At 61.9% G+C, this 22,193-nt stretch carries 21 protein-coding genes; 18 read left to right on the plus strand and 3 right to left on the minus strand.

The features are described 5' to 3' along the window. Positions 1-7: 7 nt before the first annotated feature. The 4 genes from ShzoTeo12_RS20300 to ShzoTeo12_RS20315 are packed head-to-tail and all read left to right on the plus strand — an operon-like array spanning position 8 to position 4,011. Entirely contained in the window at positions 8-1,477 is a 1,470-nt protein-coding gene (locus tag ShzoTeo12_RS20300; RefSeq protein WP_318913901.1) for an aldehyde dehydrogenase family protein, read from the plus strand. Continuing rightward, a complete protein-coding gene (locus ShzoTeo12_RS20305) occupies positions 1,474-2,505 on the plus strand; it encodes a proline racemase family protein (RefSeq protein ID WP_119254719.1) in 1,032 nt (343 codons plus the stop codon). The genes ShzoTeo12_RS20300 and ShzoTeo12_RS20305 overlap by 4 nt, the downstream gene beginning before the upstream one ends. Continuing rightward, positions 2,502-3,254 (plus strand): SDR family NAD(P)-dependent oxidoreductase, encoded by a 753-nt coding sequence (locus ShzoTeo12_RS20310; protein ID WP_119254720.1) that lies wholly within the window; start codon positions 2,502-2,504, stop codon positions 3,252-3,254. The genes ShzoTeo12_RS20305 and ShzoTeo12_RS20310 overlap by 4 nt, the downstream gene beginning before the upstream one ends. A 4-nt stretch (positions 3,255-3,258) precedes the next feature. After that, positions 3,259-4,011: an SDR family NAD(P)-dependent oxidoreductase gene (locus ShzoTeo12_RS20315; protein ID WP_318913903.1), complete on the plus strand. Its 753-nt coding sequence runs from the start codon at positions 3,259-3,261 to the stop codon at positions 4,009-4,011. A gap of 106 nt (positions 4,012-4,117) precedes the next feature. On the opposite strand, the gene ShzoTeo12_RS20320 is transcribed toward ShzoTeo12_RS20315, so the two are convergent. After that, positions 4,118-5,098, minus strand: coding sequence for a substrate-binding domain-containing protein (locus ShzoTeo12_RS20320; protein ID WP_119254722.1), 981 nt, complete (start codon positions 5,096-5,098; stop codon positions 4,118-4,120). A 90-nt stretch (positions 5,099-5,188) separates the two neighbouring features. On the opposite strand from ShzoTeo12_RS20320, the gene hisD reads away from it, so the two are divergent. Then, positions 5,189-6,499 carry a histidinol dehydrogenase gene (gene hisD / locus ShzoTeo12_RS20325; protein ID WP_119254723.1) on the plus strand — a complete coding sequence of 437 codons (1,311 nt, stop codon included), beginning with the start codon at positions 5,189-5,191 and terminating at the stop codon, positions 6,497-6,499. A gap of 35 nt (positions 6,500-6,534) precedes the next feature. Further along, positions 6,535-7,299: an SDR family NAD(P)-dependent oxidoreductase gene (locus ShzoTeo12_RS20330; protein ID WP_205536151.1), complete on the plus strand. Its 765-nt coding sequence runs from the start codon at positions 6,535-6,537 to the stop codon at positions 7,297-7,299. 40 nt (positions 7,300-7,339) lie between these two features. Here the strand turns inward: ShzoTeo12_RS20330 and ShzoTeo12_RS20335 are convergent, their stop codons facing one another. Then, the gene (locus tag ShzoTeo12_RS20335) at positions 7,340-8,137 is read right to left on the minus strand and encodes an IclR family transcriptional regulator C-terminal domain-containing protein (protein ID WP_119254725.1); all 798 of its coding nucleotides are present in this window, start codon (positions 8,135-8,137) and stop codon (positions 7,340-7,342) included. 234 nt (positions 8,138-8,371) lie between these two features. Between ShzoTeo12_RS20335 and iolD the strand changes: the two genes are divergently transcribed. From iolD to iolG, 11 genes are read left to right on the plus strand one after another with little or no spacing between them, the layout of a single operon-like run. Beyond that, positions 8,372-10,219, plus strand: coding sequence for a 3D-(3,5/4)-trihydroxycyclohexane-1,2-dione acylhydrolase (decyclizing) (gene iolD / locus ShzoTeo12_RS20340; protein ID WP_119254726.1), 1,848 nt, complete (start codon positions 8,372-8,374; stop codon positions 10,217-10,219). A 2-nt stretch (positions 10,220-10,221) separates the two neighbouring features. Beyond that, positions 10,222-11,055 carry an NAD-dependent epimerase/dehydratase family protein gene (locus tag ShzoTeo12_RS20345; protein WP_162911191.1) on the plus strand — a complete coding sequence of 278 codons (834 nt, stop codon included), beginning with the start codon at positions 10,222-10,224 and terminating at the stop codon, positions 11,053-11,055. A gap of 11 nt (positions 11,056-11,066) precedes the next feature. Then, positions 11,067-12,044, plus strand: coding sequence for a hydroxyacid dehydrogenase (locus ShzoTeo12_RS20350; protein WP_162911192.1), 978 nt, complete (start codon positions 11,067-11,069; stop codon positions 12,042-12,044). Further along, entirely contained in the window at positions 12,034-12,804 is a 771-nt protein-coding gene (locus tag ShzoTeo12_RS20355; RefSeq protein ID WP_119254729.1) for an HpcH/HpaI aldolase family protein, read from the plus strand. Before ShzoTeo12_RS20350 ends, ShzoTeo12_RS20355 begins: the two co-directional genes overlap by 11 nt. A 52-nt stretch (positions 12,805-12,856) precedes the next feature. Continuing rightward, positions 12,857-13,792, plus strand: coding sequence for a sugar ABC transporter substrate-binding protein (locus tag ShzoTeo12_RS20360; protein WP_119254730.1), 936 nt, complete (start codon positions 12,857-12,859; stop codon positions 13,790-13,792). A gap of 57 nt (positions 13,793-13,849) precedes the next feature. Beyond that, positions 13,850-14,968, plus strand: coding sequence for an ABC transporter permease (locus tag ShzoTeo12_RS20365; RefSeq protein ID WP_119254731.1), 1,119 nt, complete (start codon positions 13,850-13,852; stop codon positions 14,966-14,968). An 11-nt stretch (positions 14,969-14,979) separates the two neighbouring features. After that, entirely contained in the window at positions 14,980-15,783 is an 804-nt protein-coding gene (locus ShzoTeo12_RS20370; RefSeq protein WP_318913911.1) for an ATP-binding cassette domain-containing protein, read from the plus strand. 21 nt (positions 15,784-15,804) lie between these two features. After that, complete coding sequence (locus ShzoTeo12_RS20375; RefSeq protein WP_162911193.1) at positions 15,805-16,938, plus strand: Gfo/Idh/MocA family protein; 1,134 nt, start codon at positions 15,805-15,807, stop codon at positions 16,936-16,938. Then, positions 16,938-17,852, plus strand: a complete 915-nt coding sequence (locus tag ShzoTeo12_RS20380) for a TIM barrel protein (protein WP_119254734.1) — start codon at positions 16,938-16,940, stop codon at positions 17,850-17,852. Before ShzoTeo12_RS20375 ends, ShzoTeo12_RS20380 begins: the two co-directional genes overlap by 1 nt. Before the next feature lie 2 nt (positions 17,853-17,854). Further along, entirely contained in the window at positions 17,855-18,724 is an 870-nt protein-coding gene (locus ShzoTeo12_RS20385; protein ID WP_318913914.1) for an SMP-30/gluconolactonase/LRE family protein, read from the plus strand. Positions 18,725-18,772: 48 nt separating this feature from the next. Then, entirely contained in the window at positions 18,773-19,747 is a 975-nt protein-coding gene (gene iolG, locus ShzoTeo12_RS20390) for an inositol 2-dehydrogenase (protein ID WP_205536138.1), read from the plus strand. 181 nt (positions 19,748-19,928) lie between these two features. Here iolG and ShzoTeo12_RS20395 read toward each other — a convergent pair whose 3' ends face one another. After that, positions 19,929-20,795, minus strand: coding sequence for a MurR/RpiR family transcriptional regulator (locus tag ShzoTeo12_RS20395; RefSeq protein ID WP_119254737.1), 867 nt, complete (start codon positions 20,793-20,795; stop codon positions 19,929-19,931). Positions 20,796-20,924: 129 nt separating this feature from the next. Here ShzoTeo12_RS20395 and ShzoTeo12_RS20400 point away from each other — a divergent pair, with 129 nt between their 5' ends. Then, complete coding sequence (locus ShzoTeo12_RS20400; protein ID WP_162911194.1) at positions 20,925-22,190, plus strand: ABC transporter substrate-binding protein; 1,266 nt, start codon at positions 20,925-20,927, stop codon at positions 22,188-22,190. Positions 22,191-22,193 lie beyond the last annotated feature (3 nt).

Consider the following 22,193-nt stretch of genomic DNA (forward strand, 5'->3'; position numbering starts at 1 on the left):
GGATACCATGCAGAACAAGCTCTTCATCGATGGCCAGTGGGTCGCTCCATCCGACGGAACCATGCTTCCCGTGATCGATCCGGCAACCGAGGAGGTCTTCCACCACATCGCCGCCGCCGGTCTCGTGGAGGCGGAACTGGCTGTGAGGGCCGCCCGCGAGGCCTTCGATTACGGCCCATGGCCGCGCCTTACCGGTAAGGAGCGGGCAAAATATCTCCGCGCCATGGCTGAGGGTATCCGCGACCGACTGCCGGACCTCGCGCGCATGGAAACCCGCGACAATGGCAAGCCGCTGCCCGAATCCGAATGGGACCTTTCGGATGCTGCCGGCTGCTTCGATTTCTATGCTGACCTCGCCGAGGAGCTGGACGGCGAGGTGGAGGAGGTGAAACTGGCGGATGCGCGCTTCGTCTCGAAGGCCGTGCGCGAGCCGCTCGGCGTGACCGTCGCCATCGTGCCCTGGAACTATCCGCTGCTCATGGCCTCGTGGAAGATCGCTCCGGCGCTTGCCGCCGGTTGCACGATGATCCTCAAGCCGGCGGAAACCACCTCGCTGACCGCATTGGAACTCGGCGTGATCGCTGAGGCTGCCGGCCTTCCGAGGGGCGTGCTGAATATCCTTTCCGGCAAGGGTTCCGTTGTTGGTCAGGCACTGGTCGAACATCCGCAGGTCGACAAGGTCGCCTTCACCGGCTCCGGCCCGGTCGGTTCGCGCATCATGGCCACGGGCGCGAAGGACATCAAGCGCATCAGTTTGGAACTCGGCGGCAAGTCGCCCTTCGTCGTCTTCGCCGACAGCGATATCGAAAAGGCGGTCGAATGGATCATGTTCGGCACCTTCTGGAACCAGGGCCAGGTTTGCTCGGCCACCTCGCGGGTTCTGGTCGAGGCTCCGCTCTATCCGCGATTGCTTGAACGGTTGGTCGAAGAAGCGAAGAAGATCAGGGTCGGCAATGGACTCGACGCGGGTACTTTGCTTGGTCCGCTCGTCAACAAGGGTCAGTACGAGGATGTGCTTCGCCATATCGATCGGGCGGTCGAGCAGGGCGCAACCATTGCCTGCGGCGGCCGACACGACGGTTTCGACAGGGGCTTCTGGGTCGCCCCCACCATCCTCACCGACATGGCGCTAGACAGTGACGCCTGGGTGGAGGAAATCTTCGGCCCGGTCGTCTGCATCCGCCCCTTCGAAACGGAGGAAGAAGCGATCCGTCTCGCCAACGACAGCCGCTTCGGTCTCGCCGCCGCCGTCATGTCGGCGGACGACGAACGCTGCGAACGCGTCGCCGCCGCCTTCCGCGCCGGCATCGTCTGGATCAACTGCTCGCAACCGACCTTCACCGAGGCGCCGTGGGGCGGCTACAAGCAGTCCGGCATCGGCCGCGAACTCGGCCGATGGGGCCTCGACAATTACCTGGAGACCAAACAGATCACCCGCCTCGTCAGCGAGGAGCCGTGGGGGTGGTATCTGAAATGATCTTCGACAAGGCGCTCGATATCCTCCTCGTCCATTGCCAGGGCGAGAGCGGCAATGTCCTCATCGGTGGCGCGCCTGAAATCCCGGGCGCGACCATCCTCGACAAGATGAACCATCTGAACGACGTGGACCCGTCGCTCCGCCTGTTCCTGACGCGCGAGCCGCGTGCGCAGGTCGTCCACACGACGAACCTCCTCCTGCCGCCGACGCGGCCGGATGCCGATGCGGCCTTCGTCGTACTCCAGCCGGACCGCGCCCATCCGATGTCGGGCTCTAACTGCATCTGTGTCGTGACGACGCTTCTGGAAAGCGGCCGTGTTGCCAAGGTCGAGCCGGAAACGGTGGTGCGGCTGGATACGGCGGCCGGGCTGATCGTCGCCCGCGCACGCTGTGAGGGCGGACGCTGCCTCTCGGTCAGCCTCGACAACGTTCCGGCCTTCGTCCATGCGCTCGACGTCATGATCGACACACCGAAATGGGGCAAGATTACCGGCGACATCGCCTTCGGCGGCGTCTTCTACGCCCAGATCGACGTGGACCGCGTGGGGCTGCGCATCGTGCCGGAGCACGCCCGCGCACTCGCCGAGGCCGGAACCGAGATCAAGGCTTTGCTGGCGGGGCAGGTCGCGGTGGAACACCCGGAAATCCCTGGCCTCGACGAGATTGCCTATGTGATGTTCCGCGACTACCAGCCCGATGGCTCGGTCGTTACCTGCACCACGCTGAAGCCGGGGCGGGTGGATCGCTCGCCCTGCGGCACGGGCTCCTCGGCCAATCTCGCTATCCTCCATGCGCGAGGGCAGGCGAGGACCGGTGATCTCCGCGTCTCCCGAAGCATCATCGGCGGAGAATTCACGGCGGAAATCCTCGGCGAGACGACGGTTGGAGGCCGTCCCGCCGTGCTGCCACGCATCACCGGCCGGGGCTATGTCTTTGGCCGCCAGCAATTGCGGCTCGATCCGCTTGATCCGTTCACGCAGGGCTTCGCCATGTCGGACACCTGGGGGCCGCAGGTGGGGGAATTATGAAACTGTCGGGACAATCTATTCTTGTGACGGGCGCTACAGGTGCCATCGGGCAAGCGATCTGCCGGGCGTTGGTGGCGGATGGCGCCAATGTCGTCGTCCACTACGGCCGCAATCGCGATGCCGCCGAGGCGCTTGTGAAAACGCTCGATGGGCGGGGCTGGTGCGTACCGTCCGATCTTTCGGACCCGGCCGGGCCGCAAACCCTGTGGGACGGTGCGCTTGCCGCCGCCGGCCGGCTGACGGGCCTCGTCAACAATGCCGGCATCCGCTCTGAGGTCTCGGTCGATGCGCCGATGGAAGAATGGCAGCAGGTCTGGGCGCGGGAGATGCGGGTCAACTTCCTGTCGGCCGTCGACCTGTCGAAGCTTGCCATCCAGCATTTTCGCGCCCATGGCGGAGGGCGGATGGTCAATATGGCAAGCCGCGCCGGTCAGCGCGGTTACACCTCCAGTGCCATGGCCTATGGTGCCTCGAAAGCCGCCCTGATCAACCTCACCAAATCCATCGCGCGAAGCCATGGGCACGAGGGTGTGACCGCCGTCGCGCTCGCGCCCGGCTGGGTGCGCACTGAAATGGCCGAGGCCTATATTGGCGAGCATGGCGAGGCGGCGGCTCTGGCTGGCATCCCCATCGCCCGGATGGCCGACCCGCAGGAAATCGGCGAGATCACCGCCTTTGCCTTCCGTCCCTCGCAAGCGTCGCTGAACGGCGCGGTGCTGGATGTGAACGGCGGTAGCTACATGAGGTAATCCCATGCGTTTCAAGGATAAGGTTGTCATCGTCACCGGGGCTGCCGGTGGCATTGGAGGAGCGATCAGCGCCCGCTTTGCAGCCGAAGGCGCGCGTGTTGTCGTCACGGACATGAACGGCGAAGGGGCCGAGGCTACGGCCGCGCAGATAACGGCCGCGGGCGGCAGAGCGCGTGCCTTCGCCAGTGATATATCCACTGCCGAAGGCTGCCGGGCGATCATCGACGATGTCGTCGCCACGGAGGGAAGCATTGACGTGCTCTGCAACAATGCTGGGATCAACCGGCGCGGCAACCTGCTCTCGTTGATGCCGGATGACTGGCGGTTGAGCTTCGCTGTCAATGTCGATGCGATGTTCCATCTCTGCCAGGCGGCGCTGCCGCCCATGATCGCGGCCGGCGGCGGGGCCATCGTCAACACCGCCTCGCAATGGGGCCTTCACCCGGCACCGAACCACATCGCCTGCAATGTCACCAAGGCGGCGGTGGCGAGCTTCACGCAGAACCTTGCCCGCGACTACGCGCCGGACAAGATCCGCGTCAACGCCGTCTGCCCCGGCGAGATCCACACGCCGATGCTGGAAGCCGGGGTGAAGCGCTCGGGGCGTACCATCGCCGACCTCAACAGGCTGGTGCCCTTCGGCCGCATCGGCAGGCCGGAGGAGGTCGCCGCGCTGGTCGCCTTCCTCGCCTCCGACGAGGCGGCCTTCATGTGCGGTTCGCTGGTCGAGATTACAGGGGCGCAGGCGGCTTCCTGATAAGGAACTCTCACACCTTTCTGAATCAGAAAAGTCGAAAACCACCTTCAAGAAGCAGGTCTGCGGTTCACTTCCGCTCAAAAGCCTTTGTGAACGATCGTCGATATCAAGCGCTTCCACGTCGAATGAGTTCGCCCGAGAGCATTCGCGTTATGCCATCGTCGGTGGGCTTGATGCTTGGGTCATCGATCAAGCTCAACGCTTCTTGAACCATACGTTCCACGGGTTGCCGAATTGTGGTGAGCCTGTAAGCGTTCCACGATGCCATGGGAATATCGTCGAAGCCGACGACTGCAAGATCTTCCGGAACACGAATTCCGCGTTCGCGCGCAGCGTCGATAACGGCGAGTGCCATGATGTCGTTGCAGCAAAAGACCGCTTCCGGAGGCTTGGTAGCCGCTAAAAGAGCCTGTCCGGCGAGATAGGCACGACGATACTCGTATTCCCCCGAGGCTTGAGCATGTATGCCGATACCGGCTTCACTTAGAACGTCGCGGAAGCCGCGCGCCCGCTCGGCATGGGTCGACGTGTTGGCGATACCGCCGAGGAAAGCGATCTTTCGATGTCCTTGTACCATCAGGAACCTGCCAACGTCCCGCCCACCCTGGTAGTTGTCGCAGGCGACCGCGTTGGTGCGAATATCGCGTTGCACCCGATTGAGGAGGATGACCTTGATCTGATGCTGCCGGCACGCGCGCGCCATCTTCGACGTAAGTTGCGCGGACGTTATGATGATCCCGGACGGCCTTGAGGCCAGGATCTGCTCAGTCGCGGCGTCGACATCGGTATGAGCGGGAAGGGTGTACACCAGCAACTGCCGTTCGCTTTCCTGCAGTCGCTGCGCCAATGCGTCCAGTACCGTAGGATAAAAAGGGTTTAGGAGATCACCGGCCACAAGAGTGATCGTTCGAGATGCGATGACCTTGGCCGTCCGCCGTGCCGGGCTGATATAACCGATTTCTTCTGCGCACGCGAATATTCGCGTGCGCTTTTCCGCCTGGATCGACGCGCCCGGCGTGAATGCGCGCGAAACCGCGGCGACGGAAACGCCTGCGGCATGGGCAACCTGTTTTGCTGTCGGCTTCATGGCGAATGATTGAAACTTTTTCACACTATCGATGAAAACTTGCGCCCGGGAATTAGCATCATATCCTCCGCCGCGAAAGGGAGATCACCGATGGCTATTACCTACCTCAAGAGTGGCAAATCCGAATCCGAACGTTCGGAGGACGATACGAAGGTCAGGACTATTGTCGCCGACATCCTGAGAGATATTGAAACGCGCGGCGATGCCGCCGTGCGCGAGTTGTCAGTGAAATTCGACAATTACGCTCCCCCGTCCTTCCGGCTCTCGGCTAGCGAAATCGAAGCGCTGATGAACAAGGTGTCGGCGCGCGATATGGAGGATATCAAGTTCGCGCAGGCGCAGGTGCGCAACTTCGCGCAGGCTCAACGGGACTCGATGCTCGACATCGAGGTCGAGACGTTGCCCGGCGTTATCCTTGGCCACCGCAATATCCCGGTCCAGTCCGTCGGCTGCTACATTCCGGGAGGGAAATTCCCCATGGTGGCGTCCGCCCATATGTCGGTCGCCACGGCGTCGGTCGCGGGTGTGCCCCGCATTGCGGCGGCGACGCCCGCCTTCAAGGGCGAACCCAATCCTGCGGTCATCGCCGCGATGCATCTCGGCGGCGCTCATGAAATCTATGTTCTCGGCGGCGTCCAGGCGATCGGCGCCTTGGCGTTGGGCACGGAAACGATCAAGCCCGTTCATATGCTCGTGGGGCCTGGCAATGCGTTCGTCGCCGAAGCCAAGAGGCAGCTCTACGGCCGGGTGGGGATCGATCTCTTCGCCGGACCGACGGAGACGATGGTGATCGCCGACGAAACCGTCGATGCGGAGCTTTGCGCGACCGACCTTCTCGGCCAGGCAGAGCACGGCTACAATTCCCCCGCCGTTCTCGTCACGAACTCGCGCAAGCTCGCGGATGCGACGCTTTCCGAAATCGACCGGCTTCTCGCAATCCTGCCGACAGCCGACACGGCATCGCGTAGCTGGAGCGACTATGGCGAGATTATCGTCTGCGACAGTTACGAGGAGATGCTCGATGTCGCCAACGATATCGCGTCCGAGCATGTGCAGGTCATGACCGACCGGGACGACTGGTTCCTTGCCAATATGCATTCCTACGGCGCGCTGTTCCTCGGTCCCAAGACCAATGTGGCGAATGGCGACAAGGTCATCGGCACCAACCATACGCTCCCCACCAAGAAGGCGGGCCGTTATACGGGTGGATTATGGGTCGGCAAGTATCTCAAGACGCATTCCTACCAGAAGGTCCTAACCGATGAGGCGGCCGCCCGGATCGGGGAATATTGCTCACGTCTCTGCATCCTGGAAGGTTTCGTCGGGCATGCCGAGCAGGCCAATGTTCGTGTCCGGCGCTACGGTGGAAGGAATGTGGCCTATGGGGCGGCGGCCGAATAGCCGTCGGCTCCGGGAAACCAGGTGATGTGATGACCCTGAAATTGCCCCGCACGCCGTCCTTCAGACTGGATGGCCGTAACGCGCTTGTTGTCGGAGCATCTTCCGGCATCGGCCAGGCCGCCGCCGTAGCACTCGCGGAGGTCGGTGCACGGGTGACGCTGGCAGCACGTGCGATAGACAAGCTCGAACTCACGGTTGCGTCGATGAATGACCTGGGCCTTGAGGGGATGGCGGTCGCGCTCGATGTCGGTGACGTCGAAGCGATGGAGGCGACGCTAGTGTCGCTTCCTGTCTTCGACATTCTCGTCAACAGCGCCGGTCTTGCACGGCATGGGCCGGCACTGGAGACGACCCCCGCCGATTTCGACGCCGTCGCGTCGATCAATCTTCGGGGGGCCTATTTTCTGACGCGCGCCATTGCCAGACGTTTGATCGAGGCGGAGCGACCGGGATCGTTGATCAACATTTCTTCCCAGATGGCCCATGTCGGCGGCATCGACCGGGCCGTTTACAGCGCCACGAAACACGCTATCGAGGGCTTTACGAAGTCCATGGCGATAGAGTGGGGCTGTTGCGGCATCCGGGTGAATACCATCTGCCCGACATTCATCAAGACGCCGTTGGCCGAGCAGACATTTTCCAATCCCGAGCGGGTCCGATGGATCGAGGAGAAGATCAAGCTTGGCCGTATCGGCGAGCTGGAGGACATCATGGGACCGGTAACCTTTCTCGCCTCGGACGCCTCGGCGATGATCACCGGAACCGCCTTGATGGTCGATGGCGGCTGGACGGCCGGCTGATGCAGTCTTCGCCGGTCGTGTGAACGTCACGGGACCTGGGCTAAAGGATTGCCCAATTCCGCTCCTGATAGTCCCGCAGGATGCCTTCGACCTTCCGCGCGCAGTCGCGCAAGGAAGGAAGGATTTTGGTTTCCAGCTCTTCCGGCGACATGCGGTCGCGGTGCGAGGCAACGCTCATGGCGGCTACGACGCGGCCCGCCCGTTCTCGCAGGGGGACCGCGATCGAGATCGTACCATTTTCCATTTCGTCGATGGCGGTGGCGAAATCGGACCGTCGCGCCTCACTCAAGTGCGCTTTCAGGATCTCGACCTCGGTTATCGAGGCTGGTCCCTGCTTCCGCAGGACAACAGTGGCCAGCCGGTTGTCCAGTTCGCTCACCGGCAGAGAGGCCAGCAGCATTTTGCCGCTCGCCGAGCAATGCGCCGGAAGGCGGTCGCCGACCCCAAGCCGTGACGTATAGATGCGCCGCGTCGCATCGCGACTGACGAACAGAATGTCGAGGCCTTCGAGGACGGAGATCGAGCAGGGCTCGTTGAGCTGGTCAGCCAGTGCAATGACGACGGTCGAAGCAGCGCTCCAGATATTGGTACGTCGCAGGACCCCGCGACCGAGTGACAGCACTTTCGGCGTCGACGCATAAAGGCCGCGCTCCTCCTTGACGTAGCCGAGGCTTTCCAACGTCAGGAGAATCCGTCGTGCCGCCGCGCGGCTCACATCCATGGCCCGGGCGACCTCCGTGCAGGTCGCGGGAGCATCGGCCTCCGCCAGCTTTTCAAGACAGGAAAGACCCCGGGCGAGGGTCTGGGCGAAGTCGCGTTTCTGAATGTCTGTGTCCATGGCGACTAGTCATCTCACGGCATTGAAAACCTGTCAATGTGCGATTATCGCGCAAGTGCGCGATATGTTGACAATGGGTTTTGAATGTGAAATACCCCTGATGCTCACCTCTGAGGAAGAAATGACGGGGTGGGCAAATGTGAGGAAACTGTTCAGGTGGCCAAAATGCGCAGCAGGCTGAGAAGCCCGCGCCGATCGTACGCCGAATGGTCTGAATGCCCGAAGGAGGAATAGATGGGTTCGGTTCGGCTAACGCTTGCTCAGGCAATCGTCCGGTTTTTGGTCGCACAGAAGATCGAGGACGAAGGCGAAATCCTCCCGCTGTTCACGGGCGTCCACGCGATTTTCGGCCATGGCAACGTGACCTGCCTCGGCTCCGCGCTCGAGCAGGTTCAGGACGTGTTGCCGACCTATCGCGGCCAGAATGAGCAGTCGATGGCTCTGGCAGCGGTCGCCTATGCCCGCGCTCGTCGGCGCAAGCAGATCCATGTCTGCTCCGCCTCGGTCGGGCCGGGCTCCTCCAACATGGTCACGGCCGCCGGCGTTGCGATGTCCGACCGTCTTCCGGTCCTGTTCCTGTGCGGTGACAACTTCGCTTCGCGGCTGCCCGATCCGGTCCTGCAGCAGGTGGAACACTTCCACGATATGTCGCTGACGACGAACGATGCCTTCAAAGCCGTCTCGTCCTATTTCGATCGCATCACCCGGCCCGAGCAGATTCTTACCTCCTTGCCGCAGGCCGTCGCCTTGATGCTCGACCCCGCTGCCTGCGGTCCGGCGACGATCTCGCTTGCCCAGGATGTGCAGGGCGAAGCCTTCGACTATCCAGAATCCTTCTTTGCCGAGCGTGTTCATCGCATTCCGCGCTATCCGGCGGCCGACTACCAGATCGAGGCGGCTGTGGAACTGATCCGCGCCGCGAGGCGTCCGTTGATCATCGCGGGTGGTGGTGTGCACTATTCCGGCGCGACATCCGAGCTTGCCGATTTCAGCGATCGCTTCGGCATTCCGGTCGCGGAAACCATCATGGGGCGGTCGGCACTGCTCCATGAGCATCGTCTCAATCTCGCTTCGATCGGCGTCATGGGCGGCAATGCCGGCAACAATATCGGCGAGAAGGCCGACCTGGTGATCGCGATCGGCACTCGCATGGCCGACATGATCACGGGCTCGTGGAGCGTCTTCCGCGATCCGGATGTCAAATTCCTTTCGCTCAACGCAAACCGCTTCGACGCGAACAAGCACATGGCGCAGCCGGTCGTCGGGGATGCAAAGCTGTCGCTGGCTGCAATCGCTGGCAAGCTCGGCGATTGGCGTGCTCCGGCGGCTTGGGGCGAAGAAACCGTGAAGGAAAAGGCGGCTTGGGATGCGGTCATCGAAAGCCGAAGCGGCCCGACGAACCAGGAACTCCCGAACTATCCGCAGGTGATCGGTGCGGTCCAGCGCAGCGCCAAGGCGGATGACGTGATCGTGTCCGCCGCCGGCGGCTTGCCGGGCGAACTCTATTGCACATGGAAGTCGATCGGCATTGGGACATTCGAATCCGAATACGGCTTCTCGTGCATGGGCTACGAAATCGCCGGGGCCTACGGCCAGAAGATCGCTAATCCCACGCGTGAGATCATCGCGATGCTGGGCGACGGCTCCTACATGATGCTCAACTCCGACATTTACTCGTCGGTCCTGACCGACAACAAGATCATCTGCATCGTCTGCGACAATGGCGGCTTTGCGGTCATCAACCGGTTGCAGACCGGCAAGGGCGGCGCCGAGTTCAACAATCTGCTCGCCTCGTCGAAGCATGTCGGAGACGTGCCGCGGATCGATTTCGCGATGCATGCGCGGTCGATGGGGGCGGAATCCGAGAATGTCACGTCGATAGCCGAGCTCGAGGCCGCGCTTACCCGCGCCCGGGCGAGCGACCGAACCTATGTCATCGCCCTTCGCACGCATCCCTATGAATGGATGGATGGCGGTTCGTGGTGGGATGTCGGGATGCCCGAAGTGACGGATCGTGCCTCGATTGCCGCGGCCCGCGACGCTCAAGAAGGACAGCGCAAGCATCAGCGCAAAGGGGTCTGAACATGCCGGGTCCCGCGACACGGCGCATCCTGTTGACGGGCTCGACGGGAAATCTTGGGCACAAGGCGACCGTCGCGCTCAACGCGACCGAGGGCATCGAACTCACTCGTATCGGGCGCAACGGCGGGAACGATCCGGGAGTCATTACCGCGAACCTTGAGGTCTTTGACAATAGCTGGGCGACGCATTTCGGTGGGATCGACACCGTGCTTCACCTCGCGGCCGATCCGCGTGCGGCCGGCGATTGGGATAGCGTCATGCAGCTCAATGTCGATCTCGCGCTGAATGTCATCCGGGCGGCGCGCAGCGGAGGCGTGAAACGGTTTGTCTTTGCCAGCTCGAATTGGGTTCTCAGCGGGTATCGCTTCCGCAGTGAAGAATTGACGGCTGGCTTGCAGCCTCGGCCGGTCAATCCCTACGGCGCGTCAAAGCTCTTCATCGAGCGCTATGGCCGGATGGTCAGCGAGGAAACAGGCATGGCGTTTCTGTCGCTGCGGATCGGCTACTGCCAGCCCGGAGAAAACAAACCCGGTCCGCACATGGCCTTCGGGCTCTGGGGCCAGCAGATGTGGCTCGGCAACGATGATTGGGCTCAGGCCGTCGTCAAATCCGCGACCGTCGATTTTACCGGCTTCCACGCGATCAATGTGGTCTCCCGCAATGATGGCATGCGCTGGAACCTGGAAGAGGCTCACCGGGCGATCGGCTATGCGCCCTTCGAGCGTCATCGACCACACATGACTCTAACGGGCCGTCTGAAAGATCGGGCCGCCCGGATTCGCGAGAAGCTGATGCCATTGGGTGTCGCAGTGCCAGTCGTTGGAAAGCGCTGGTGAGGGAGGGAACATTGAAGAAAATCGTCGTGATACAGCCGCTTCGAGCCGAAGCGCTCGCCCTTTTCGACCAGCGCAGTGACGTGTCGTATGAAGTCGTGACGGATTTCTCGAAAGACAACTTGCTGAGGCATGTTGTCGACGCCGATGCGATCACGGTGCGCGATGCACCGCTACCGGAGGAGGTCCTTGCCGCGGCATCGAAGGTCAAGGTCGTGTCCCGGCACGGCGTCGGCTACGACAACATCCCCATCGATTACTGCACGTCGCGTGGCATTCCGGTGACGGTCGTCGGCGATGTGAACGCGATCTCCGTTGCCGAGCAGACCATGTTCCTCATGCTGGCAGCCGCGAGGGCAGGGGTTCAGTTGGATGCCGCGGTTCGTAATGGCGACTTCGCAGCTCGTTCCCGGCTGCTCGGTGTCGAGCTTCGCGGCCGCACGCTTCTTCTGGTCGGTTTCGGCCGGATCGGACGCGAGGTCGCGAAACGGGCAGCGAGCTTCGGAATGGACATCCTGGTCCGCGACCCCTTCGCGTCGCGCACGGCGTTTGCCGGCGCATCCTTCGTCGATACGCTCGAGGAGGGGCTTGCCGCGGCGGATGTCGTCAGCCTCCACATTCCGCTCTCGGAGGCCACGCGAAACCTCATCGACGCGGAGGCGCTGAGAACGCTCAAGCGAGGCGCCATTGTCATCAACACGGCCCGGGGCGGCATCGTCGACGAAGCGGCACTCGTGGACGCGCTGAAGAGCGGTCACGTCCGCTCCGCAGGACTCGATACCTTCGCCGTCGAGCCTCTTCCGTCCGGCGATCCGCTGATTTCGGAGGGACGTGTTGTCCTGAGCCCGCATTCGGCGGCGCTCACGGAGGAATCCCTTGTCGCCATGGGCGTCATGACCGCGCGCAACGCGCTGGCCGGTCTCGATGGCAACCTCGATCCGGCGCTGGTCGTCAATCGCGCAGTCCTGAAGGTGGCCGCCGATGCGCAATAACAATATCCGCGATGTCTGGGCAAAAGGCGAGGCTGTCGTATCTGCATGGCTGTCGATCGGAAACGCCTACACGGCGGAGATTGCCGGCTGGTCGGGCTATGACTGCGTGCTGGTCGATCTGCAACACGGGATGACCGACGTACAGACGATGATCGCAATGCTGCAGGCGATTTCGGCAACGCCCGCGACGCCGATCGTCCGTGTTCCGTCGTGCGATCCGGCAGCCATCATGAAAGCACTGGATGCAGGCGCTTTCGGGATCATCTGCCCAATGATCAACAACGCCCGGGAAGCCGAAGCCTTCGTTGCCGCAACGCGATATCCGCCGCTTGGGAACCGCAGCTTCGGCCCCGCGCGCGGCCTACTCTACGGCGGCGCCGACTATTTCGCCCATGCCGATGCCTCGATCGTCCGCCTGGGCATGATCGAGACGCGCGAGGGGCTGGAGGCGCTCGACGAGATCCTCGCGATCGACGGGCTTGATGGAATCTTCGTCGGTCCGAACGATCTCGGCCTGGCGATGGGGAAGGGTACGCTTGGCGACCCGACCGATGAGGCCGTGCGCGAAGCGATCCTTCGCTGCCTGTCCGCTGCCAGGGCGCACGGAAAGCATGCCGGCATCTTCTGCCCGTCGAGCGCGGTCGCGGCGCGGCGCAGCGGCGAGGGCTTCGATTTCGTCGTGCCGAACAGCGACGCAAATCTTCTGAAATCGGCTCTGATTGCGGAAGCGACCGGAGCCCGTGTGAGTGACCGCAAATAGGTGCGGAGCAACCGATGATGCGGGAGCGTCATCTTTAGAGGAGGAGAATGGAATGAAGAATTTCCTGAAAATTGCAGTTCTCGCGGGCGCAACACTCGTCGGCGCCGTCACGAGCGGCTTTGCGGAAGAGCGCCTCATCATGATCAGCCACGGGCTCGCCAACGATCCCTACTGGAACATCGTGAAGAACGGCGGCGATACGGCGGCCAAGCAGATGGGCGTGAAGTTCGACTATATCGCGCCGGAGACGTTCGATATGGTCCGCATGTCCGAACTCATCACCTCCGCCGTCAACCAGAAGCCGGACGGCATCATCGTCACGATCCCGGATGCGGATGCCCTCAAGGACGCGATCAAGAGCGCGGTCGCCTCGGGCATCCCGGTCATCTCCGTCAATTCCGGTGCGACGGTTGCCAAGGAATTCGGCACGCTCATCCATATCGGTCAGGACGAATATCCGGCCGGCAAGCGCGTGGGCGAGCGGCTGAAGGAACTCGGCGCCAAGAAGGCGATCTGCATCAATCACGAGGTCGGCAACACCGCTCTTGATGACCGTTGCCGCGGCGTGACCGACGGCTTCGGCGGCGCGGTCACGATCCTGCCGACGTCCAACGACTTCCAGGAAGTGAAGTCCAAGGTGACCGCGGCGCTGTCGAGCGACGCGGAGATCGATACCGTCGTCGGCCTCAGCGCCGGCCAGGCCGGTGAGCCTGCGGTCGCCGCTGTTCAGGACCTCGGACGGACCGACGTGAAGGTAGTCTCCTTCGATCTGTCGCCGGGCTTCCTCCAGGCCATCATCGACGGCAAGGCGGAGTTCGCCGTGGAGCATCAGCCCTATTTCCACGGCTATCTCAGCACCGTCCTGCTGACGAACTACATCCGCAACGGTCTGATGCCGACCAACGACTTGATCGAGAGCGGACCGAAGTTCATCACCGCGAAGGAAGCGCCGCAGGTCCTGGAGCTTTCCGAGAAGGCCATCCGATAGCAGAAATCGAGGCATGGATAGCGTGCAGCTATCCATGCCCGATCGGGAGATAGTGACATGGTAGACGTATCCAAGGCGCCCGAAGGCGGGGCTAAAGACGAGCGATTGATCCGCGTTTCGCTGATGGCATCCCTGATCCGGAAGCCGGAACTTGGTGCCTTGGCCGGCCTGGCCTTCGTGCTTGTGTTCTTCCTCACGACCGCAAGCCCGCAGATGTTCACGCTGGCTGGCGTGATGAACTTCATGGCGCCGGCCGCCCAGCTCGGTATTCTCGCAGTGGCGGCTGCCCTGTTGATGATCGGCGGCGAGTTCGACTTGTCGATCGGCTCGATGATCGCCTTCAGCGGCATGGTTTTCGGCGCGGCCGTCGTGGCCTGGGGCTTGCCGCTCAGCGTTGCGATTCTGCTGACGCTGGCTGTTGCCGCGTTGCTTGGTATAACCAACGCTCAGATCGTGATGCGGACCGGCCTGCCGTCGTTCATCGTGACGCTAGCGTTCCTGTTCATCCTTCGCGGTCTCTCCCTCGTCGGCCTAAAATGGGTGACGGGCGGCGCGACGCAGATGCGAGGAATCAAGGAAGCCGCCGCGGATAGCCCGCTCGTTCCCTTCTTCTCGGGCGATGCGTTCAAGGGCTTTTTCCAGTATCTGGCCGACAACGATCTCATCACGAAGTTCCCCAACGGTAGCCCCGCTGTCCCCGGCGTACCGGTGGAACTCCTGTGGTTCCTGGCCATTGCGCTTGGAGCGACATACCTGCTCGTGCGCACAGGCTTCGGCAACTGGATTTTCGCTGCGGGTGGTGATGCCAATGCCGCTCGCAATTCCGGCGTGCCGGTTGCCCGCGTGAAGACGATCCTGTTCATTCTGACCGCCTGTGCCGCGGCCCTGGTCGCCATCCTGACCGTGCTCGACGCCGGATCGACGGATGCCCGACGCGGCTTCCAGAAGGAATTCGAGGCCATCATCGCCGCGGTTATCGGCGGCTGCCTCCTCACCGGCGGCTACGGTTCGGCAATCGGCGCATTCTTCGGTTCGATCATCTTCGGCATGGTCCTCATCGGTCTCACCTACACGCAGATCGACCAAGACTGGTATCAGGTGTTCCTCGGCGGCATGCTTCTCCTTGCCGTCCTCTTCAACAACATCATCCGCAAGCGCGTAACCGGCGAGCGTTGAGGAGAACGTCCATGCTGAACAGTCAAAACTCTGACAACACGACCCCGTTCATCGAGATCAAGAATCTCGTGAAGCATTTCGGGCCGGTGATCGCACTGAACGGCGTTTCGCTCAGCGTGCACCCGGGAGAGGTCCTCTGCTTGCTGGGCGATAATGGTGCGGGCAAGTCGACCCTGATCAAGACCCTGTCCGGCGTGCACAAGCCGACGTCGGGCGAATTTCTTGTCGACGGCAAGCCTGTGGAATTCGGCAGCCCGCGAGACGCGCTGGATGCCGGCATCGCGACGGTCTATCAGGATCTCGCCATGATCCCGCTGATGTCGGTCAGCCGGAATTTCTTCATGGGCCGGGAGCCCATGAAGCGCATAGGGTCGTTCTCCTGGTTCGACGCAAGGTTCGCCGAGAAGGTCACCCATGACGAAATGATGAAGATCGGCATTGATGTGCGTGATCCCAATCAGGCCGTCGGCACCTTGTCCGGCGGGGAGCGCCAGTGCGTCGCGATCGCCCGGGCGGTCTATTTCGGCGCGAAGGTGCTCATCCTCGATGAGCCGACCTCGGCGCTTGGCGTCGCCCAGACCTCCATGGTCCTTAAATATATCGATGCCGTCCGATCCAAGGGCCTCGGCGTGATCTTCATCACGCACAACGTTCGTCATGCCTATGCGGTCGGGAACCGCTTCACGGTCCTCAATCGCGGCAAAACGCTCGGCATCTTCAAGAAGGACGAAATCGCGATCGACGAGCTGCAAAACCTGATGGCCGGCGGGAAGGAATTGCAGACCCTTTCCGACGAGCTTGGTGGAACAATCTGATACGTCATACGGAGACAAGAAGTGACCGTCATTAAAGTAGGTCTTATCGGCGCGGGCTGGATGGGCCGCGCCCATGCCGCCGCGTTCGAAAATGCCACGCGGATATTTGGAACCGACCCGGCTATCCTGAAGATCGCCGCGGTCGCCGACGTCAACGAAGCGGCGGCGAAGGAATTCGCTGGGCGCTTCGGAGTTGAGCGCCATACAGGGGACTGGCGTAGCATCGTGAATGATCCCGACATCGACGTCATCGACATCACGACGCCCAACGATGTTCATCCTGAGATCGCTCTTGCTGCCATCGCCGCCGGCAAGCATGTCTATTGCGAAAAGCCGATGGCGAATACGGCAGCCGAAGCCTGCCGGATGCATGAGGCCGCCCAAAAGGCCGGCGTCGTGACCGTCGTTGGCTTCAACTACCTGTGCAGTCCCATCCAAGCCTATGCTCGCCAGTTGATCGAGAATGGTGAGCTCGGTGAGATATTCCATTTCCGCGGCACGTTCGACAACGACTATATGGTCGATGAAAGCTTCCCGTTCACCTGGCGGACCGATGCGAAAGCGGCGGGCAAGGCCGGGGCGCTGGGCGACATGGCAAGCCACGTCCTCAGCCTCGCGCACTATCTCGTCGGGGAGGTCACCGAGGTCAGCGGCGCGCGTCAGGTGCTGCACGCCAAACGGCGTGATGCGAAGAGTGTCGAGCGCGCCGTCGAGAATGACGACCTCGCGCACTTCATCTGCCGTTTCAAGAACGGCGCCTCCGGCTATCTCGAGGCAAGCCGTATCGGGACCGGCCGCAAGCTCTACCTCTCCTACGAGATCCAGGGCACCAAGGGCGCCCTCTTCTTCGACCAGGAGCGGATGAACGAACTCAACCTCTATCGCGTGACCGACGATCCCGCGGAGCGCGGATACAAGCGCGTGCTGGTCGCGCCGCAGCATCCCGACTATGCCGCCTTTTTCGGCCTTCAGGGCAATCCGCTTGGCTATAACGACCTGAAGATCATCGAGGCTCGCCGGCTCATCGAATCCGTCGCGGCGGGCAAGAGATGGGTCGCGGATTTCGAATTCGGCTACATCGTCGATCGCGTTGTCGAGGCGGTGCTGGTTTCGGCCGATGAAGGCCGGTGGGTCAAGACCGAGGAGATCGCCTGATGCCCGTTGCCTATCGGCTTGCAAACGCTCCCTGCTCCTGGGGCGTCGATTTCGCCGACCGCCCCGAAAACCCCGCCTGGACGAAGGTTCTCGACGAAGCGGCCGCGGCAGGGTTTTCCGCGATCGACCTCGGGCCGGTCGGCTATTTCCCGACCGATCCGTCCCAGCTCAAGGACGAGCTTGCAAAGCGCAATCTCGTGCTTTCCGCAGGCGGCCTTTTTGATCCGCTGACAGATCCCCGCGCCTTTGAACGTGTCGTCGATAAGACGCGCCGAACCTGCGCCATCCTGAAGGATCTCGGTGCTCCCCGTCTCGTGATCATCGATCGCGTTTCGGACGAGCGTGGAAAATATGCCGGCAGATCGGGCGATGCTCCCCGCCTTTCTGCAGATGAATGGAAGGCGATGATGGGCCGCATTGTCGAGCTCGCGAAGATCGCCGGGAACGACTACGGCGTGAAGTCCTATCTGCATGCTCATGCAGGTTGCTATGTCGAGTATGAGGACGAGCTCGATCGTGCGATGAGCGATCTTCCCGACGATCTTGTCGGCCTTTGCGTCGATACTGGTCACTCCGCCTATGCCGGTATCGACCTGATTGGCCTCATCCGCCGATATGGCAGCCGTATCGGTCACATGCACCTCAAGAACATCGACAAGCAGGTCCACGCGGCCTGCATCGCCGATGGAACTGGTTTCTTCGACGCGATTGCCCGCGGCATCTTCTGCCCACTGGGCAAGGGGGTCGTCGATTTTGTCGCCGTTCGTGATGCTCTGACAGCGATCGATTATCGCGGAATGGCGGTCGTCGAGCAGGACGTCGATCCGACGGGGGATGCATCGCCGTTGAGCAATGCGCGGGAAAGCTTTGACTATCTCGCTTCGATCGGGATGTCCTCCTCGGTAAGGGGATGACGATGGAGGCATCCTGCATTGTCGATTGCAAGAATACCCTTGGCGAAGGCTGCGTCTGGGATCATCGCGACGGGTGCGTCTATTGGACCGATATTGCTGAAAGCAGAATCTATCGGCTAAGCGGGGATGGGACTGTAACCGTTTTCCCGCTTCCGGAGCGTGCCGGTTTCATCCTGCCGCGCAAGCAGCCGGGTTTCGTGGTTGGGCTGGCAACGCGGGTGGCCATCAGCGATGCCGGTTTCAAGTCCTTCGAGACGATCTCCGTCATCGAAGAGGATCTACCCCAGACCCGCGTCAACGATGCCGCCGTTGATCCGTTCGGCGGCGTAGTGTTCGGGACGTTCGACGAGCGAGACCGCAAGCCCGTCGCGGCTCTCTATCGCTGCTCTCAAGAAGGCAAGGTCAGTAAGTTACTGTCCGATGTCACGATCAGCAACGGAATCGCGTTCTCGCCGTCAGGCGACCTCATGTATTTCGCCGATACCGCGGAAGGGACGATCCGGCGGTTCCAGATCGGTACTTCCGGCTGGGGAGACCTCAGCGAAATCAGTCCGCTGGCGGGACTCGACATTGCCGATGGTCGACCTGATGGTGCGGTGGTCGACTCTGAGGGCGCTTACTGGAATGCCCGCGTCTGGGGCGGATGCCTTGTTCGCATCAGTCAGGAAGGTGTCGTGCAGGAAAGGGTTCAGCTTCCGACAAAGGGGCCGACATGCGTGACGTTCGGGGGGAGGGATCGGAAGACCCTTTTTGCGACGACGCTTCGCGTGATGCACACCGCCGAGGAGCTTCGCGCGGCTCCCTTTGCTGGCGGGTTGTTCTCGGTCCAGGTCAAAGTGCCAGGTCCCCCGCAACGTCTTGCTGCAATATAGATCTACGAGGAAAGTCCTATGAGGTTTTGTGTTTTCGGTGCTGGTCGCATGGGCGCGCAGCACATAGCGAATTTGGCGGCGCACGACACGGCCGTGCTGGAATATGTCTGTGACGTCGATCTGGAGCGCGCCCGACAACTTGCGGGACGGTACGGGGCTAAGGCCATCGCCGAACCCCGTATTGCCCTCGATGATCCATCGGTCGACGCGGTCATCATCGCGTCCGCGACGAACACGCATGTCGATCTCATCGTCGAATCGGCCAGGGCTGGCAAGGCGATCCTCTGCGAGAAACCGATTGACCTCGACTTGGCGCGCGTGGACTATTGCGCGGATCGGATCAAGGACTGCGACGTGCCGATTATGATCGGCTTCCAGAGACGGTTCGATGCGACCCACATGGCAGTCAAGCAGGCCGTACTGGACGGAGAGGTTGGTTCCGTCGAAGTCGTCACGATCATCAGCCGCGATCCGTCACCGCCGCCAGCCTCGTACATCGCTGTGTCCGGGGGCCAGTTCCATGACCAGATGATCCACGACTTCGATATGGCTTTGTGGCTGACAGGTGCAATAGGGCGTCTGGAGCTCTGCGCGATGGGCAGCAACATGGTCGATCCGGCCATCGGCGAACTCGGCGACACCGACACGGCTCACGTCATGATACGCTTTGAGAATGGCGCCATATGCCGCATCGATTGTAGTCGCCGGGCTGTCTACGGTTATGATCAGCGTGTCGAAGTGTTTGGCTCCAAAGGAATGGTCACTTCAAGCAACCTTCTGAAGACAGGTGTTGAGCGCTTCGGAGCAGCCAATACGGGGGCACGCGACACCCTGCTCCCAAGCTTCATGGAACGCTACCTCCCGACTTATGCTACTGAACTGAACTATTTCGTGGATGCGGTTTCGAATGGCCGGAAGATTGAATCTGATTTTCGGAGTGGACGGAACGCGGTGTTGCTGGCAGATGCCGCACGCAGGTCGATGACGAGTGGGGAACTCGTGCGGATCGACTTGGGAAGCTGAAGCCCTACCTATGGCATCCCTCTCGACCGCATTCTTCCGGTTGGGAGGGGGCGATTGTGATTGCTCGCCTCGCAAGACGCAGGTCACTTTTAGATGTTTGGGCGCACGATCTTCAGTTCGAATCTATTCAAGAGCGTGAATCAACGCTTCGTGCCTGGTTGCGTGCATGGAGCAATAAGAATTATCGTCGCTCATCCCGCAGGTCGTCCTCGATTCTTGACACATTCTGCATCATCTTCTCGTTGCCGAACGCCAGGCAGTGGAACAGCACCTCGTTGAACATGATCTCCAGCGCGCGTGTCATCACGGCGTCCGCGCCGAACAGGTTGATCCCCGGCGGGGTGATTATCGGGATGTCGGCAATGGCTTCCAGGGGGGAGGTGGAGACGCCGAGGACGGCGGCGAGGGTGGCGCCGCGCGTCCTGGCGATCTGGGCAGCGTGCAGCGTCGGCCGCGTCCGGCCGGAATAGGAAATGGCAATCGCCAGATCGCCCGGCTCCATCAGGGATGCGCCGGCGATCTGGTTGTGATGGTCCTCGGAGAATGCGATGCGTATGCCGAGACGCATCAGGCGCTGATGCAGGTCCAGCGCCACGACCGCCGAGGCGCCGACGCCGAAGACCTGCACGCTGCGCGCGTCGCGGATGGCATTGACGAGCCGGTCGAGCTCCGTGGAATGGGACAGGAGATCGGCAAAGCGCAGGGCCCGGACCGACGCGCTGTGAAATACCTTGTAGGCGATTTCCGCAAAACTGTCGGAATGGGCGATGGCGTCCGACACCACATGCGTCGAGACCGGCCCCTGCATGCTGCGGCTTTCCTGAAGCAGCGCCCGGCGCAACTCCTTGAGGCCGTTATATCCCAGGCGCTTGCAGAGCCGGTCGACCGTCGAGCGACTCGTCCCCGTTCGTTCGGCGATGGCCGAGGAGGGCAGGCCCGCCACGTCATATTCGGCAATGCTCAGCAAGAGCTCGATGACGCGCTTTTCAGCGGCCGAAAACTCCATGCGCGAGACGCGGTGGAGCAGAGAATCCCCTGTGGAGGTCATTTTACCCTCGTTTTTGACGCATTATGCTTCATAAATTGCATAAAAAAACATTTTGCGAAACATAAACTGTCATGTAGGCAAAAGACGGAGGACGGCTCGGGAGTGAGGCCGTCAGCAATGGAGGAAATCATGAATTTCATCAGGAAATCCGCATATATTGCCGCATTGTCTGCTGCGACCGTCCTGTCGGCATCGTCCATGGCCGCCGCCGTCGAGCTGACCTTCTGGCACCACACCTACCCGCCGGCACGCGAATTCATCGAGAAGAAGGCCGCCGAATTCACCGCGCAGCATCCCGACATCACGATCAAGCTGCATGACGACCCGCATGGCGACTATGAGGTCAAGCTGCTCGCCGCGATCGCCGCCGGCAACGCGCCGGACATCGTCAACGTTCTCGACTACCTCTTCCCGCAATATGCCGGCCGCGGCATTCTGGCCGAAGTCGACAATGCCGCGTTCGGCGTGAAGGACGCCGCCGAGCTCGAGTCGCTGTATCAGCCCCAGGCCCTCTCCGGCCTGACGATCAACGGCAAGGTCTACGGCGTTCCGGAAGAGTTCAACACGCTGGCGCTCTTCATCAACAAGGCGCATTTCAAGGAGATCGGCCTCGATGCGGAAGACGAGGCGAACTGGCCGAAAAGCTGGAACGACCTGCTCGACGTCTCGGCAAAGCTGACGAAGGAAGACGGCTCGCGCCTCGGCTTCAACTGGGTCTGGAACCTCGATCCCTACTGGTATGCCCAGCAATACTGGCCGATCCTCCAGCAATATGGTTGCGATGTCGTCGATGCGAACGGCAAGGCGACGATCAATTCGGATGCCTGCGTCAAGGCCTTCACCGAAACGTGGCAGGCGCTGATCGACAAGAAGATCGGCGGGCCGACCATGGCGACCGTCAATCCGGTCAACGCGCTGCAGGACTTCAGCGAAGGCCGCCAGTCCATAGCGATCGCCGGCATCTGGGCGCCGCCGCTGTTCTCCGACGAGGTCAAGGAGCAATATGTCGTCGCCCCGCTTCCGCAGCTCGACGCCGCCAATCCGAAGACGCTCCTGAACTCCTATGCGCTGGCCGTCACGGAAGGCTCGAAGCACAAGAAGGAAGCCTTCGAGTTCCTCAACTTCCTGACCTCCGACAGCGCGGGCTACCTTGCCGCCACGGGCTATGTCACGGGCCGCAAGGGCTGGGCCGAGAGCGAGACGGCGAAGAACACCCGCGGCGCGGCGATCTTCGCCGAAGGCCAGAAGCACGGTTCCTTCGTCTGGCGCTCCGAGACCTGGACGCAGGAAGGCAACGCGATCAAGGCCGCCATCGAGCAGTTCGCCCAGGGCGTCCCGGTGAAGGATGCGCTCGACCACGCCGCCCAGGACATCGACAGCGTCCGGCAGAAGTAAGGC

Source organism: Shinella zoogloeoides (assembly GCF_033705735.1).
Lineage (GTDB): Bacteria > Pseudomonadota > Alphaproteobacteria > Rhizobiales > Rhizobiaceae > Shinella > Shinella zoogloeoides_A.